This window comes from Mediterranea massiliensis, from assembly GCF_900128475.1.
Taxonomy (GTDB): domain Bacteria; phylum Bacteroidota; class Bacteroidia; order Bacteroidales; family Bacteroidaceae; genus Bacteroides; species Bacteroides massiliensis_E.
Genome location: NZ_LT635838.1, coordinates 134,451 through 150,868, shown reverse-complemented (window position 1 = coordinate 150,868; position 16,418 = coordinate 134,451). Strand labels below are relative to the sequence as shown.

At 54.6% G+C, this 16,418-nt stretch carries 13 protein-coding genes; 3 read left to right on the top strand and 10 right to left on the bottom strand.

Going from position 1 to position 16,418, the window contains the following annotated elements; all coding sequences use genetic code 11:
* Positions 1–20: 20 nt before the first annotated feature.
* Positions 21–1,259, bottom strand: a complete 1,239-nt coding sequence (locus BQ7483_RS10705; protein ID WP_022019759.1) for an anaerobic sulfatase-maturation protein — start codon at positions 1,257–1,259, stop codon at positions 21–23.
* A gap of 133 nt (positions 1,260–1,392) precedes the next feature.
* Between BQ7483_RS10705 and BQ7483_RS10700 the strand changes: the two genes are divergently transcribed.
* Complete coding sequence (locus tag BQ7483_RS10700) at positions 1,393–2,139, top strand: DUF4369 domain-containing protein (protein ID WP_022019758.1); 747 nt, start codon at positions 1,393–1,395, stop codon at positions 2,137–2,139.
* A gap of 260 nt (positions 2,140–2,399) precedes the next feature.
* Here the strand turns inward: BQ7483_RS10700 and BQ7483_RS10695 are convergent, their stop codons facing one another.
* The 3 genes from BQ7483_RS10695 to BQ7483_RS10675 all read right to left on the bottom strand — a co-directional run bounded on the left by BQ7483_RS10695 (position 2,400) and on the right by BQ7483_RS10675 (position 5,418).
* Positions 2,400–3,158 (bottom strand): lysophospholipid acyltransferase family protein, encoded by a 759-nt coding sequence (locus BQ7483_RS10695; protein ID WP_022019757.1) that lies wholly within the window; start codon positions 3,156–3,158, stop codon positions 2,400–2,402.
* Between the two features lie 300 nt (positions 3,159–3,458).
* On the bottom strand, positions 3,459–3,749 hold the full coding sequence (locus tag BQ7483_RS10690) for a YdeI/OmpD-associated family protein (RefSeq protein ID WP_083535712.1): 291 nt from the start codon (positions 3,747–3,749) through the stop codon (positions 3,459–3,461).
* 1,303 nt (positions 3,750–5,052) lie between these two features.
* Positions 5,053–5,418, bottom strand: a complete 366-nt coding sequence (locus BQ7483_RS10675; protein ID WP_072545878.1) for a DUF4372 domain-containing protein — start codon at positions 5,416–5,418, stop codon at positions 5,053–5,055.
* A 350-nt stretch (positions 5,419–5,768) separates the two neighbouring features.
* Between BQ7483_RS10675 and BQ7483_RS10670 the strand changes: the two genes are divergently transcribed.
* Complete coding sequence (locus BQ7483_RS10670) at positions 5,769–6,938, top strand: IS4 family transposase (RefSeq protein ID WP_072544383.1); 1,170 nt, start codon at positions 5,769–5,771, stop codon at positions 6,936–6,938.
* 200 nt (positions 6,939–7,138) lie between these two features.
* Here BQ7483_RS10670 and BQ7483_RS10665 read toward each other — a convergent pair whose 3' ends face one another.
* The 6 genes from BQ7483_RS10665 to BQ7483_RS10640 all read right to left on the bottom strand — a co-directional run bounded on the left by BQ7483_RS10665 (position 7,139) and on the right by BQ7483_RS10640 (position 12,802).
* Complete coding sequence (locus BQ7483_RS10665) at positions 7,139–8,368, bottom strand: metallophosphoesterase (protein ID WP_072545877.1); 1,230 nt, start codon at positions 8,366–8,368, stop codon at positions 7,139–7,141.
* A complete protein-coding gene (locus BQ7483_RS10660; protein ID WP_022019755.1) occupies positions 8,350–8,982 on the bottom strand; it encodes a hypothetical protein in 633 nt (210 codons plus the stop codon). Before BQ7483_RS10660 ends, BQ7483_RS10665 begins: the two co-directional genes overlap by 19 nt.
* 2 nt (positions 8,983–8,984) lie before the next feature.
* Positions 8,985–9,473 (bottom strand): RNA polymerase sigma factor, encoded by a 489-nt coding sequence (locus BQ7483_RS10655; protein WP_022019754.1) that lies wholly within the window; start codon positions 9,471–9,473, stop codon positions 8,985–8,987.
* Positions 9,474–9,544: 71 nt separating this feature from the next.
* Entirely contained in the window at positions 9,545–10,432 is an 888-nt protein-coding gene (locus BQ7483_RS10650) for a vitamin B12 dependent-methionine synthase activation domain-containing protein (protein ID WP_022019753.1), read from the bottom strand.
* Positions 10,433–10,697: 265 nt separating this feature from the next.
* Positions 10,698–12,047: a dihydroorotase gene (locus BQ7483_RS10645; RefSeq protein WP_072545876.1), complete on the bottom strand. Its 1,350-nt coding sequence runs from the start codon at positions 12,045–12,047 to the stop codon at positions 10,698–10,700.
* Between the two features lie 5 nt (positions 12,048–12,052).
* Entirely contained in the window at positions 12,053–12,802 is a 750-nt protein-coding gene (locus BQ7483_RS10640) for a polyprenol monophosphomannose synthase (RefSeq protein ID WP_072545875.1), read from the bottom strand.
* A gap of 139 nt (positions 12,803–12,941) precedes the next feature.
* On the opposite strand from BQ7483_RS10640, the gene mfd reads away from it, so the two are divergent.
* Entirely contained in the window at positions 12,942–16,346 is a 3,405-nt protein-coding gene (gene mfd, locus BQ7483_RS10635) for a transcription-repair coupling factor (RefSeq protein WP_072545874.1), read from the top strand.
* Positions 16,347–16,418: the final 72 nt, after the last annotated feature.

Below are 16,418 nucleotides of genomic sequence, written 5' to 3'. Positions count from 1 at the left end.
CGTTGTTTTTCTATAAGTTTTTATCGGGGCATGGGCAGCTTGCCTTCGCGGATGGCGTCCATCACGTTGGCAGGCGCGCGCTGGGCCAGGTACTCCTTCTTCATGAAGTCCATGTAGGGGGCCACGTGGCTGAAGAACTTCCGGTAGCCGGCGCAGAGGTAGTTGAGGCCCGGCTCGCCGTCGGCCGTGCGGGCGAAGCGGTTCTTGGGGCAGTCGCCGTTGCAGGCGAAGAGCCACTCACACTCCTTGCACTGGCGGGGCAGGGAGTCGAACTTGTTCTGTCCGAAACGCTGCTGGCGTTCGCTGTACATCATCTCCACCAGGGTCTGCTGGTAGATGTTGCCCAGCTTGTATTCGGGGAAGACGAAGTGGTCGCACGAGTAGACGTCGCCGTTGAACTCCATTACGCCGGCATGGCCGCACGTCCGTGCCATGGAGCATACGCCGGGCTGTTCGCCCACCCAGTTGGCCAGCGTGGAGTCGAAGATCTGGATGTAGTACGTGCCCACGTCCTCCTTGACCCACAGGTCGAACAGGCGGCAGAGGAAGTTGCCCCATTGTTCGGGGCTGACGGAGAAGTCGGCCAGCGGCGCGTCACCGCCGTCGGCCAGCGAAGCCAAGTGACGTCCGTCGCCGTGGGGCAGGATGCGCTCCACGATGGGGGCAAACTGGATGTAGTGGCATCCCAGATCCTTGAAGAAGCGGTAGAACTCGTCGGGATAGTCGGCGTTGTAGTCGTTTACCACCGCCATGCCGTTCCACTCCACCCCGTGCTTCTTCAGCAGGTTGATGCCCTGCATCACCTTGTGGAACGAGGGGCGTCCCTGCTTGTTCTTGCGGTACTCGTCATGGAACTCCTGCGGGCCGTCGATGGAGACACCCACCAGCCAGTTGTTCTCCTTGAAGAAGCGGCACCACTCGTCGGTGAGCAGCGTGCCGTTGGTCTGGATGCAGTTGTCGATGGTGCGTCCGCCGGCATATTTCTTCTGCAGCTCCATGGCCCGCTTGTAGAACGACAGGGGGCGCATCAGCGTCTCTCCGCCGTGCCAGGTGAAGAGCACCTGCGGCATGGTCTGCGACTGGATGTATTCCTCGATGAACTTCTCCAGCAGCTCCTCGCTCATCACGTGCTTGGGATTGTCCTTGTAGAGTTTGGACTTTTCCAGGTAGTAACAATAGTCGCATGCCAGGTTGCATACGGCTCCTACGGGTTTCAGCATCACGTAGAGCGGTTTGGCGAAAGGTGCGTAGGTAGACATGTTCGTTTCTTGTTGCTTTTTTATTAATTTAAGTGCAAAAATACGTAAAGCAAATGAAAATACGTTTCCGCCCTCCTCCTTTATAAGGATTATTAATACCTTTGCGCCGTGAAATTCAAATGATATATTTCTTATGAAGTATAAAATGTTTGTTCATTATGCTTTCCCTTTGCTGGCGCTGTTGCTGTGTGCTTCGTGCAGCAGGGGGTACAGGATAGAAGGACAGTCCTCCGTAACCAGCCTTGACGGCAAGATGCTTTACCTGAAGACCCTGCAGGACGGCGACTGGGTGGCTGTCGACTCGGCGGAAGTGATACACGGGCTGTTTAAGATGAAAGGGCCGGTGGACAGTGTACGGATGGTGACCCTTTATATGGGTGACGAAGGTCTGATGCCGCTGGTGCTGGAGAACGGCCACATCCGTGTGGACATTGCCAACGTACAGATGAAGGCCGAGGGAACTCCCCTGAACGACAAGCTGTATGAATTTATCGACAAGCGCAATGCGCTGGAGCTGGCCATCGAGGAAGTGGACCGCAAGGAGGCCCGCATGGTGCTCGATGGTGTGGCGTTGGACGATATCCACGACCAGTTGCAGCAGGAGTCCGACTCGCTGGTCGGTGCGATGAACACTTACTTGAAGCAGTTCATTGCAGACAATTACGAAAACGTCCTGGGGCCCAGCGTCTTCATGATGATGTGCAGCACCTTGCCCTATCCCGTCATGACACCCAACATCGAGGCCATCCTGAAGGATGCTCCGGCTTCGTTCAAGGACAATGTGCTGGTGAAGGATTACGTCTCCAAAGCGAAGGAGAACATGAAGCTCATCGAGGAGCACAAGCGGTTGCAGCAGAATGTGGCTGCCACGCGGCCTTGATGGGGCAGTAGGATTTACAGAAAAAACAGGAGAGCGAATTCCAACGGGCCGTGCCCTTGGAATTCGCTCTCTTTTCGTATCGTCGTATGTCTTCTTGTCCGTTTGCAGCCTGCCTTCGTCATGCAGTGCTTTCTGGCACTCTGACGAAGCACTGCGTGAGGTGCTCATGAAGTGCTTCGTCAGGGGGTAACAAAGCACTTCGTCAGACCCTCAGGAAGCACTGTGTGGGAAGGGGAGGAAAAATCCTGGAAGGAGAATGCTCAACGGTCCTGGTCTTCGTTCTTCACCATACCTTTGTATTTCTCGGGCAGGGCGCTCTCCACGGCAGCATAGGCTTCGGTCATGGTAGCCTTGATGTTTTCGGGCCCCTTGCATTTGGGCGGGATGGGGTCGTGGATGGTCATGATGAGGCGGTGGCGGTGTACCCACTTGCCCGTGCGGGGCAGTATCTCGAACGATCCGTCGATGGTGACGGGCACAACGGCCAGTTGCAGGTCGTCGGCCAGCTGGAAGGCACCGCGCTTGAAGTAGCCCATGTGGCCCGTGAACGTGCGGGCCCCTTCGGGAAAGACAACGAGCGACACGCCGTTCGTCAGCGACGCTTCGGCCTTGCGCATCATGGCGAACATCTTCTTCGGATTGCCGCGCTCCACGAAGATGTGGCCGGCGCTTTCGCAGGCTTTGCCCACAAACGGGATTTTCCGCAGGCTCTTCTTCATCATCCACTTGAAGTTACGGCCCAGGAAACCGTAGATGAGGAAGATGTCGAAAGCTCCCTGATGGTTGGGGACAAAGACGTAGGAGGTATGCTTGTGCAGCTTCTCGCGTCCCACGACGTGAACAGGCAGCAGAAGAATGTAACACGTCAGTTGCGACCATATCTTGCCGGGGTAGTAGCCCCAGAAGTGTGCTCCGCCCAGCAGCGAACCGATGATGGTGACAACGGCTGTCAGGATGGTCAGCACCAGGAAAAGGGGAAGTGCGATGCAAATCTGATAAATGTAGTAGAAGAATTTCATAACACAGGCTGTTTTTTCGGGGGCAAAGATAGTGAAAGGCGAGAGCAGAGGCAAACGAAAAACAAAGTTTTTCAGTTTGACTCTGCCGAGCCGCCTCCTATTTTATGAAAAGATAGTGAAAGGCGAGGGCAGAGGCAAACGAAAAACAAAGTTTTTCAGTTTGGCTATGCCGAGCCGCCTCCTGTCTTATAAGTGTTCATGTTTGCTATTTTTATATACCCATGACAACAAATAAGAAACCTTATCCGGGTCAAGTTGTCGGTATGGTGGGGATATCTCATCAATCGGATTGGAGGAATGTTATTTCAGCAACCGGCCGTTATCATTCCACTCTCCGTAGAGGATTCCTTTCCGTGTGTTTTCTATGAATTTATTCAGACGGCTTTTATACAGTTCCAGCTGTTTTTTCTTGATTTGAATGGTATCTATCCGTACCCGTTTATATAAATCAGGGAAACGGCAGAAGTTATCCCAAACTACCGGGTCATCCTTCAATGACTTCAAAATATCCTTGTCTATCACAAACCCGTTTTCTGTCATATCTGGCAATACAGCGCGGCCTGCATCTGTCATCAATCCGAGCCGTTCCATACGACGGCATCTCTCCTTGTTCAATTCAGACCAAATACTTCCAGACTTCCGGGGAGGCTGTCTCAAAATTAAAAACAGAGATAAGTTTACTTACAATTTATAAGCTACAACATAAAAACCTCCTGCTTTTAGTCCTATAATTGCAATAAATAAGGGCTAAAGCAGGAGGCTTTTTATTACTAAGTTTCAATCTGTAAGATTATTACTTTTGAATTTCTATTTTGAGACAGCCTCGTGATATTTTCGTCAATCTTCTTGACGGTGCTGTCTATCCACCCAAAGCACATAGCTTCTTCCACAGCATCGATATACCAGAAAGTACCGTCATCCTTGGGTCTGCCCCTCTTTACTATCACCCAACACTCCGTTTCTGTCCGATGGTTCTGAATTAGCCACTGACGTAATTCCTGCCTTGATTTGACCTCCAATAAATTCACCATGCTTATTCTGCTCATACCCATGTAACTAAAACAGATGCAAAATTACGGATAAATAATCGGTCTGAAGAATCCCTCAATTAAAAATGTGAGTTCGAAAGTAAGAATCAGAAGATAGCCAATTGCCCGTCATTGATAAAGTTCACGTCAATGGCAGGCCTCTTTTCAAAAAAGCAGAAGCTTTAGGCTCTGAGAACATAGTTATAATTGAGTACTATAAATTTAATGCTTTTATTGCTGTGTTCTTAATTTTCAATGAAATATTTATTGCCTATATCGGACTCACGTTGAGTTATTTACAGCAGTATATCCTACAGTTATCCGAGTCAATATATACGGATGAAAATCGTTTGAAAAATTCGAGTCCTATAATATTTCTATTTGCTGAGAAAGAGAAGGTAACATTTTCAATATGTATGTTATTCAGGCGACATTCGTCCTTTTTGTAGATTTCATATACCTCCTTGGCATTTGTAAACGAAAAGCATGTATCAGTTTTACTGAATTCAATTCCCTTTAAACTTTGCTTGAGTTGATCTTCAAGTACAAAATCACTGCGACTGTAGCCAGTATCTACCAGGATATCTTTGACACTCAAATTTCCTATATCCATGTCTGTATAATACAGGTTATTCTTAACCTGATATTCCAACATATAATCGTAATGTTCCGGAATAGTTGCCCCAGCCATTATATTCTTTTCCTTAAAATCAATGTATCAGTTCGCCCTACTTATGATATCCGTTCCCAATATACCACTGACATTTCCAAACAAATACTGTTCAGGTTTTATCATGCAAGTCTGAAATCTTGTTTCCAGCTCACCTAACTTAAAGTGATTTAAAAGAAATAATTTCTCGCGAGACTTATTTCCATGTATNCAAGATATTGGTTGCTCGCTTTTCGCAAGCTTCCTTCATCATATAGAATGCGAAGTCTTCAAAGATTCTGTAGTCACGATTCTGATTAGCATAAGCGAGGGTGGCTTTGGCTATTGGATTGCGTCCCAAGCCAAGATGATATTGCTTGGAACGATGCGCTTCAAAAGCTACAATTAGGTCGCGAAGGCTCTCACGATTGCTCAGTTGTCCGAACATCATAGCAAGTAACTGATTCCAGCAAGTGAATTGCTTCACGTAGCGATTACCATCATACTTGCGAACGAAGTTGTTGAACTGTGTTCTGTTCAGAAAAGCGGTAAGTTGAGCGAATACGTATTTATCTTGGTTCATAAGCGGTCTTCAATTTGACCGCTAAACTACAAATTCAAATCCGTTTCATTCAGAAATACTACTTAAAAGACTGTATTTCAATAATTTCAAAGACCGATTAGCCAACTTTTATTGGACAGTAGTGAGAAAAAATAGAGTTTCCAGGTATTGTATCCGAGCAAATAAGAGTAACATTTGCACCTGTATCAAATACATAATGCCTGTTTGATAATTGAATTCACTGCTGTCCGGAGAAGATTCTCCAAAGCAGCTATTATTAATTAATACTCAACTGGTTACGAGGATAATAAAATTTTTCGATTAGAAATCATAGTTTTGCAAGAAGGTATAAACAGCCAATTCTGCAAACTATGAACAAAGGAAAAACAATATTTGCACAGGTTATGTCTCTTATAAACACATACGAATTTAAGAAGTGCGTCAACCGCTATAAGGGTGACAGACACTCCATCAAATTCACTTGCCGTGACCAGTTCATGGTAATGAGCTTTGCCCAGTTCACGGACAGGTCCGGGCTGAGAGACATAGAGACTACACTTAACCTTTGTTCTCCTGATCTTTACCGTTCTGGTATCAAGGTAATGCCCAAATCCACCTTGGCCGAAGCGAACGAAAAGAAGGATTGGCGTATCTATCAGGACTTTGCACAAGTTCTGATACGACAAGCAAAGGAAGCATATAAGGGACAGAAACTTAGACTTGACCTGGATGAAATGGTCTATGCCTTTGACAGCAGCACTATTGAGCTGTGTCTGAAGCTTTGTCCATGGGCTAAGTTTCATCATGAGAGAGGAGCAATCAAGATGCATACCTTGATGGATTTTAGGGGTTCCATCCCGACATTTGTTCATCTGACAGAAGGAGCGGTTCACGATTCCAAAATTATGGATAAGATACCTGTAGAAGCAAACTCCTACTATCTTATGGACAAAGGATATGTCAAGTTTGACTCCTTGTACCAGCATTTTCATCTTAACAATGCCTTTTTTGTAACTAGAGCAAAAGGAAATATGCTTTATAAGGTTATTGATAGTAGAGAGGTAGATCAATCTGCCGGACTTTCCTCTGATGAAACCATCAAATTGACTGGGCCACTTACTTCTCAGAAGTATCCTGATTCTCTTAGACTTGTTGTATATGAAGACTTCAGCACAAATACAGTTTACCGTTTCCTCACCAATAACTTCAAACTTGAGGCATTGACCATTGCCGAGTTGTACAGGGAAAGATGGCAAATTGAGTTGTTCTTCAAATGGATAAAGCAGCATCTGCACATAAAGACATTCTATGGAACCACCCAAAACGCCGTGTACACACAGATATGGATAGCTATCTGTGACTATCTTCTGCTTATCATTGCGAAGAAACATTATATGTTGAACCCAAGTCTTCATTCTATTTCAAATTCTATTGGTCAAGTTCTCTTCAAAAGAGGCGACATCAAAGATATATTTAATCAAACCGACCTCACTGCTAATGTTCCGGAGGGTGATGGTCCTAGGCAGCTTACATTGTGGTAAAGTTTCTCCGGACAGCAGTGAATTGAATTAGCAAACAATCTTCATCGTTTAATGACGCACAAAAATGAGCAATTGGAGTATTATAGCATAGAAGAAAATACGACACTATAGATATTCCAATTGCCACACCGGTCATTAATCCATAATGAAATATACGACTATATTTACTAGGACCAATATCCATAGACTGTAAAATTGCATTATGATCTCTTTTTCTTCAGCGTGATGACGGTAATCTCGGGCCAGGCGCCGAAGCGGAAGGGCAGGCCCACGTAGCCGATGCCGATGTTGACGTAGAGGGCACGTGAGCCTTCGCGGTACATGCCCGACCATTCTGGATACTTCAGCGAGGCGAGCGAGCGGCCGAAGAGGCTTATCTGCATGGCGTGGGTGTGCCCGGACAGCATGAGGTCGATGTCCGACTCGGGCAGCACCTCGCGGCGCCAGTGGGTGGGGTTGTGGCTCAGCAGGATGCTGAACATCCCTTGCGTTCCCTCGGTGGCACGGGGCAGGTCGGCATGTTGGGGGAAGGGCGGTTCTCCGTCGTTCTCCACGCCGATGAGGGCGATGCTGTCTCCGCGGTGGTGCAGAATGGCGTGGCTGTTGTCCAGCAGCCGCCAGCCCATGGCCTGCTGCTGCTCCCGCAGGTATTGCAGGTTGTCGGCCTCCTCGCGGCTGTTCTTCCAGCGGTAGTAGGTGCCGTAGTCGTGGTTGCCCAGTACGGAGTAGACGCCGTCGGGTGCCTGGAGGCGCGACAGGGTCGGGCGGAAGCTGTCCAGCTCGTGGCTCTGCTGGTTCACCAGGTCGCCGGTAAAGACGATGAGGTCCGCCTGCTGTTCGTTGGTGAGCTTCACCAGCTTTTCCACGGCTTCGGGGCGGCCCTGCCAACTACCGATGTGGATGTCCGACAACTGGGCGATGCGGTAGCCGTCGAATCCCTCGGGCAGCCGCTCCGATTCGTAGGTCACGTGCTTCACCTGGAAACGCGTGATGCCGGCTGTGGCTCCATAAATCACGTTGACGAAGCTCACGACGCCCAGCACCAGCCCGGCGGCTGTGAACGGCGTGCGGTGGACGATGAACGGTGCCTGCGGCTTGCGGAACGGCGTGTGCAGCAGGGCGGCCGACAGGCAGCGACCCAGTCCGCGGCACAGGATGCCGAGCAGCGAGCAGAGCATGAACAGGATTTTGGGTACGGCCAGTGCCATGACGGCGATGGCCAGGCGGCCGATGGCCTGCGGATGGTGGGCCAGGGCATTGTCGCCCGTCAGGTAGATGAGGTACAGGTACAGCACGACCAGCACGGCGGAGGGGAGCCAGAAGGCTGCACGCCATGCAAAGTTCTTCGTACGGCGCACGATGTACACCAGGTAGATGTACAGGTCGGGCAGGAGCAGGGCCAGGAGCAGGATTAATGTGATTCGGTGCATACGTCTTTCAGGTCTTCTATGTCTTTTTTGATTTGGTTCAAGTTCTTGTATATGAGTTTCTGGTAGAGCAGGTAGATGATGGCTGCCTCGAACAGCACAAATACGCCGAGGATAACTGCCTGGACATGGGCCGGCAGGCGGTAGAACTCCATGCCCCAATAATAGATGCCTCCGAAGAGCAGCACCCAGAGGCTGATGGCCGCCGCTTCCTGGCGGGTCCACAGCCGCAGCCTGACGATGCGCCGGCTCACCTCGGCGATGGGCAGCAGGTCGACACGTGTCTGCTGGATGTAGCGGTACGTCCACCAGTCCCAGCAGCCTCCGGCCAGCAGGGTGAGGGCGATGAAGGCCAGCACTACCTGCAGCTTGAGCAGGGTTTCTTCGTTGTCGTACCACGCGGGCAGCAGGACGGCGATGGCACCTATGATGGTCAGCAGCACGATGCCGATGGCCAGCGAGGCCCTCAGCAGGCTCAGGATGTTGCCCAGCCGCCGTTTGGTTTTCCGCTGGTAGCTTTCGACGAGGGCGGCCACCCTCTCTTCCGTCGTTATGTTCTGTGTCTGCAGGTGGCGGTCCAGTGTCTGCCACGATTTTTTCAGTTCCTCCAGTTCCATATTCAGTCCTCCTTGTTCATTTTTCTCAGTTTCTCTTTGATGCGGTTCAGCTTGGTGGCTACGTTGGTCACGGTCAGTCCCGTGATTTCGCTGATTTCCTCGTAGCTCTTTTCCTCGAGGTAGAGCAGGATGATGGACTTCTCCAGTTGGCCCAGCCGGTTGATGAGGCGGTACAGCTGGCGCAGCATGGCCTGTGTCTCGTCCCACTCCTCGCTGCGGTCGGCCTCGGCGGGTGTCAGCGATACGATTTCGGGGATATTCTTCTCCTTGCGCATGAAGCTGATGCAGGTGTTCAGGGCGATGCGGTAGATCCAGGTGGATACCTTGCACTCGCCTCTGAACTTGGGATAGGCTTTCCACAAGTTGAGCACCACTTCCTGGTAAAGGTCGTTGAGCGGGGCATTGGGCGTGGCATACAGGTAGCATACCTTGTAGATGACTCGTTCGTATTCCTTGATGAGGCTGACGAACGCTTGTTCTATCGGGTCCATGGTCATTTCTCGGGGGATGGATGTTGCAAGCTTTTATGGATAAGTCGCTGGGAAACGTGGAAAATCACAGCTCACCGCAGGTTGGCCGCCAGAAATTTTCTGATTTCGTCCACAGGCAGGCCCCGCCGGCGGGCATAGTCTTCCAACTGGTCGTTGCCGATGCGGCCCACGGCAAAGTAACGGGCCGCCGGATGGGCCAGCATCAGCCCGCTGACCGAGGCGTGCGGATGCATCGCGCCGTTTTCGGTCAGGCGGATGCCTATCCGGCTGAGGTCCAGCAGGCGGTCGATGAGGAAGTTGACCGACTGGTCGGGCAGCGACGGATAGCCCACGGCCGGGCGGATGCCCTGGAACTTCTCCTGCAACAGGGCGGATATGGGCAGGTCTTCGTCGGGGGCATATCCCCAGGCGGTGCGGCGCACGTAGAGGTGCATGCGCTCTGTGGCGGCTTCGGCCAGGCGGTCGGCCAGGGTCTGTACCAGCAGTTGCCGGTAGGGATCGTCGCCGCAGGCAGCTTCCGCCTCTCCCTGCACGGTGGAGGCAAAGACACCTACCGTGTCTGCGATGCCCGACGAGCGGGGGCGTACAAAGTCGCTCAGGCAGAGGTAGGGGCTGTCGTCGGCATGGGGTGTCTGCTGGCGCAGCAGGGGGAAGGTGATGTCGTCCAGCAGCAGGTTGTCGCCATCGGCATTGGCGCGGCACAGGCGGAAGAGGCACTTCATCTGCAGCACCCCTTCCAGGCGGGCGAGCATGCGCTGGGCCTCCTTGAAGAGCTGCATGGCTTCGGCCGCCTTGTTGCAGTCGGCTTGGGGGAAAGACGCCAGCCACAGGGCACGGCACGAGTCGCAGCCGTGCAGGTTGGCGATGGTGGCGAAGCGCGGCTGGAAGCCCCACGCGTGGAAGAAGTAGATCCAGTTGATGTAGGGGGCCGTATCGGCGATGTTGTAGGTAAGGAGCATGTTCGTTTCCTGTTGTATGATGTTGTAAATATCTATGACTGTTGTCGGGCGGGCTTTTCAGAGAGAGGCTTTCACCGACCTTGAGGCGCCACTATCGAAGGTTTGAAACATAGGGGGCTTATGTTTGAAACATTCACCCCTTATGTTTGAAACATAAGCCTCTTGGGGCTTAAACCTGTTTGGAGGGAGCGTCCGGCTCTTGGAACGGATAATAAGCGTTTTTGTAAACTATCGTTACCTGTCTTCCTCCCGAACGAATCTGATGTCAGCGGTCGAAGCGCAGTTCCTCGCCCCGATAGCTTTCGTCTACCGCATGGCCGTCGTAGACGGTATGGCCGTTGACGAAGGTACGCTCCACGTGCCAGTCGAAGGTGCGGCCCTCCAGCGGACTCCAGCCGCACTTGCTCTGGATGAGGCTCTTCTCCAGCGTCCAGGGCGTGTCGGGGCGCACCAGTACGAGGTCGGCCTTCCAGCCTTCGCGGATGAAGCCGCGTTCGCAGATGCCATAAAGCTGGGCAGGGGCGTGGCACATCTTCTCCACGACCTTCTCGATGGTGAAGATGCCTTCGTCTACCAGTTGCAGCATGCTCACGAGCGAGAACTGAATCATCGGCATGCCCGACACGGCCTTCAGCGCACCGCCCTTCTTTTCGGTGATGAGGTGGGGGGCATGGTCGGTGGCGATGACGTCGATCACATCCTCGTTGACGGCACGGCGCAGGGCGTCGCGGTCTGCCTTGGTCTTCACGGCCGGGTTGCACTTGATGAGGGTGCCCAGCGTGCGGTAGTCGGTCTGGCTGAACAGCAGGTGGGCCACACAGGCTTCGCCCGTAATCTTCTTGCCGCTGACGGGGCCTGCCTCGAGCAGGTTCAGTTCGCGGGCGGTGGAGAGGTGGAGCACATGCAGGCGGGCACCCGTTTCGCGCGCCAGCTTCACGGCCAGGCTCGACGAGGCGTAGCAGGCGGCCGAAGAGCGGATGTTGGGGTGCTTGCTGACGGGCACGTCGTCCTCGTCGGCATATTGTGCCTTGTATTTCTCCATGTTCCGTCGGATGGTGGCGGGGTCCTCGCAATGGACGGCGATGAGCAGGTCGGTGCTGCCGAAGATGGCGCGCAGGCTTTCCATGCGGTCCACCAGCATGTTGCCTGTGCTCGAACCCATGAAGAGCTTGATACCGCACACGCGCGAACGGTCCAGGCGGGCAAAGTCGCCGTAGTTGTTGTTCGTGGCGCCGAAGTAGCACGAGTGGTTCACGATGCAGCGTTCGTTCAGCAGGTTGAGCTTGGCGTCGAGGGCTTCGAGGGTGGTGGTTTGCGGCAGGGTGTTGGGCATGTCCATGATACTGGTCACGCCTCCTGCGGCGGCCGCCCGGCTTTCACTGAGGATGTCGGCCTTGTGCGTCAGGCCCGGGTCGCGGAAGTGCACGTGGTCGTCGATGGCGCCTGGCAGCAGGTAGCAGCCGGTGGCGTCGATGGTTTCGTCGCAAGGGGCGGAGAGGGGTTTGCCGTGGGTCAGTACTTCGGCGATGCGGCCTTGGTCGGTGATGACTACGGAGCCTTGTATGGTTTGTCCCTCGTTGACGATGAGGGCGTTGTGGATGAGGGTACGTTTCATGTCTGTTAGCCGTTAATTTTCGGATATTTCTTGAACCAGCTGTCCCACTTCAGGCGGATGACGCCGAAGACGGCTTCGCCGAAGATGCTGGAGTTCATTTTCGAGGTGCCCAGCTCGCGGTTGATGAAGATGACGGGCACTTCCTTCACCTGTGCGCCGCACTTATAGGCGGTGAACTTCATCTCGATCTGGAAGGCATAACCCTTGAAGCGGATGGAGTCGAGGTTGATGGTTTGCAGCACGCGGCGACGGTAGCACACGAAGCCCGCTGTGGTGTCGTGGATAGGCAGGCCCGTAATGATGCGCACGTATTTCGAGGCGAAGTAGGACATCAGCACGCGCCCCATGGGCCAGTTCACCACGTTGACGCCGCTCACGTAGCGCGAGCCGATGGACACGTCGGCTCCCTCCTCGGCGCAGGCCTTGTAGAGGCGGGGCAGGTCCTTGGGGTTGTGGCTGAAGTCGGCGTCCATCTCGAAGATGTATTCGTAGTCGTGCTCCAGCGCCCAGCGGAAACCTGCGATGTAGGCCGTGCCCAAGCCCAGCTTGCCGCGCCGCTCCACCATGAACAGGCGGTCGGCGAACTCTTCCCTCTGCAGGCGCTTGACGATTTCGGCCGTGCCGTCGGGCGACCCGTCTTCGATGACCAGGATGTGGAAGCCGTGCTCCAGGGCAAAGACGGCCCGCAGGATGTTCTCGATATTCTCCCGCTCGTTGTAGGTCGGGATGATGACGATGCTGTCTGATGTATGCATATCTTTTCTGTCGATTGTAAATGTGCCACAAATGTAGTGTTTTCCATTGTTTTTTCTGTAGGAAAACAGTGCTTTTCTTTGCGGCGGACGTATTCTTATCTATTTTCTTCGTAATTTTGCACGGATAATTTTCACGCACATGAGCTTTACGATTACCGAACTGCAACAACGATACGCCGCCCATCCGCAGATCGAGGCGGCCTTGCGCCTGCTGGCCGACGACCAGCTGAAACACCTCTTCGTGGGCGGGCTTCACGGCTCGTCGGCTTCCCTGTTGGCCTCGGTGCTGGTGGGGCGGGCAGGTCGCCCGTTCGTCTTTGTGCTGGGCGACGGCGAGGAGGCGGGTTACTTCTACCACGACCTGGTGCAGGTGCTGGGCGACGGGCAGGTGCTCTTCTTCCCCTCTTCCTTCCGCCGCGCTATCAAGTACGGCCAGAAGGATGCCGCCAACGAAATCCTCCGCACCGAGGTGCTCAGCCGCCTGCAGAAGGACAGCCGCGGTTTGTGCATCGTCACCTTCCCCGACGCGCTGGCCGAGAAGGTGGTGTCGCAGGGTGAACTCCAGGAGAAGACGCTGACCCTCCATGCCGGCGAGCAGGTGGACATGACGTTCGTCACCGAGGTGCTCCACAGCTATGGCTTCGAGCGTACCGACTATGTGTATGAACCCGGCCAGTATGCCGTCCGAGGCAGCATCATCGACGTCTTCTCCTTCTCCAGCGAATACCCCTTCCGCATCGACTTCTTCGGCGACGAGGTGGAGAGCCTGCGCACCTTCGAGGTGGAGACGCAGTTGTCCAAGGAGAAGAAGGAGAGCGTGGTCATCGTGCCCGACCTCAGCAATGACCTCTCGGCAGGCGGCACGGGCGGCATGGTGTCGTTCCTCGACTTCCTGCCTGCCGACACCATCCTGTCCATGCGCGACTTCCTGTGGCTGCGCGAACGCATCCAGCAGGTGCACGACGAAGCCCTGACGCCTCAAGCCATCGCCGCCCGCGAGGCGGAGGAGAACGGTGACATCCGTCTGGACGGCAAGCTCATCGACGGCGGCGAGTTCACCGTCCGTGCCCTCGACTTCCGCCGCCTGGAGTTCGGCACCAAGCCCACAGGCACGCCCGACGCTTCGCTGCAGTTCGACACGTCGGCGCAACCCATCTTCCACAAGAACTTTGACCTCGTGGCCGACAGCTTCCACCGCTATCTGTCCGACGGCTATACCATCTATATCTGTAGCGACAGCACCAAGCAGACCGACCGCATCCGTGCCATCTTCGAGGAGCGCGGAGGCGAGAAGATCACCTTCACGGCGGTCGAGAAGACCCTGCACGAAGGCTTTGCCGACAACACGCTGCGCATGTGCGTCTTCACCGACCACCAGCTGTTCGACCGCTTCCACAAGTACAACCTCAAGAGCGACAAGGCCCGCAGCGGCAAGGTGGCCCTCTCGCTGAAGGAGCTCAACCAGTTCCAGCCGGGCGACTACGTGGTGCACACCGACCACGGCGTGGGGCGCTTTGCCGGCTTGGTGCGCATCCCCAACGGCAACACTACGCAGGAGGTGATGAAGCTCGTCTATCAGAACGACGACGTGGTGTTTGTCTCCATCCACTCCCTCCACAAGGTGTCCAAGTACAAGGGCAAGGAGGGCGAAGCGCCCCGCCTCAACAAGCTGGGCACGGGCGCGTGGGAGAAGTTGAAGGACCGCACGAAGAAGAAGATCAAGGATATCGCCCGCGACCTCATCAAGCTCTACTCGCAGCGCCGCGAGGAGAAAGGTTTCCAGTTCAGCCCCGACAGCTTCCTGCAACGCGAGCTCGAAGCCTCGTTCCTCTACGAAGACACGCCCGACCAGAGCAAGGCCACGGCCGACGTGAAGGCCGACATGGAGAGCGCCCGGCCGATGGATCGGCTGGTGTGCGGCGACGTGGGCTTCGGAAAGACCGAAGTGGCCATCCGCGCCGCCTTCAAGGCCGTCTGCGACAACAAGCAGGTGGCCGTCCTGGTGCCCACCACCGTCCTTGCCTACCAGCACTTCCAGACGTTCAAGGAGCGCCTGAAAGACCTGCCCTGCCGCGTGGAGTACCTGAGCCGCGCCCGCACTGCCGCCCAGACGAAGGCTGTCATCAAGGAATTGGCCGCAGGCGAGGTGAACATCCTCATCGGCACTCACCGCATCCTGGGCAAGGACGTCAAGTTCAAGGACCTGGGCCTGCTCATCATCGACGAGGAGCAGAAGTTCGGCGTCAGCGTCAAGGAGAAGCTCCGCCAGCTCAAGGTGAATGTCGATACGCTCACCATGACCGCCACGCCCATCCCCCGCACCCTGCAGTTCTCGCTGATGGGTGCGCGCGACCTCAGCGTTATCCAGACGCCGCCGCCCAACCGTTACCCTGTTCAGACAGAGGTGCATACCTTCAACGAGGAAGTCATCATCGACGCCATCAACTTCGAGATGAGCCGCAACGGGCAGGTGTTCTTCGTGAACAACCGCATCTCCAACCTGCCCGAGCTGAAGGCCCTTATCGAGCGCAACATCCCCGACTGCCGCGTGTGCATCGGTCACGGTCAGATGGAGCCGGCCGAGCTGGAGAAGATCATCTTCGACTTCGTGAACTACGACTACGATGTGCTCATCGCCACCACCATCATCGAGAGCGGCATCGACATCCCCAACGCCAATACCATCATCATCAACCAGGCGCAGAACTTCGGTTTGAGCGACCTGCACCAGATGCGCGGGCGTGTGGGGCGCAGTAACAAGAAAGCCTTCTGCTACCTGCTGGCACCCCCGTTGTCCAGCTTGACACCCGAAGCCAAGCGACGCCTGCAGGCCATCGAGAACTTCTCCGACCTGGGCAGCGGCATCCACATCGCCATGCAGGACCTCGACATCCGCGGGGCGGGCAACATGCTGGGCGCCGAGCAGAGCGGCTTCATCGCCGACCTGGGTTACGAAACCTATCAGAAGATCCTCACCGAAGCCGTGCGCGAGTTGAAGAACGACGAGTTTGCCGACCTCGTGGCCGAAGAGCAGCAGGCGGCCGACGGCAGCGGGCAGATCAGCGGCGAGCAGTTTGTGGACGAATGTCAGGTGGAGAGCGACCTCGAACTCCTCTTGCCCGCCACCTACGTCACGGGCAGCAGCGAGCGCATGCTCCTCTACCGCGAGCTCGATTCGCTGGTGCTCGACAAGGACGTCGACGCTTTCCGCGCCCGCCTCGAAGACCGTTTCGGCCCTGTGCCGCCCGAGACGGAAGAGCTGCTGCGCATCGTGCCCCTGCGTCGCCTGGCCGCCCGTCTGGGAGCCGAGAAGGTGTTCCTCAAAGGTGGCCGCATGACCCTCTTCTTCGTGTCCAACCCCGACAGCCCCTACTATCAGAGCCAGGCTTTCGGCAAGGTCATCGCCTACATGATGAAGTACACCCGCCGTTGCGACCTGCGCGAGCAGAACGGCAAGCGCAGCATGCTGGTCAAGGACGTGCCTACGGTCGAAGAAGCCGTTGCCACCCTGCAGGAAATGGTGGCGATGGCGGTGGAAGAATAAGGCATTTGTTGAGAGCTCTCAACAAATTTATGCCAAATCTGCTTTCTTTGGTCAACAAATTATGAACGTTTC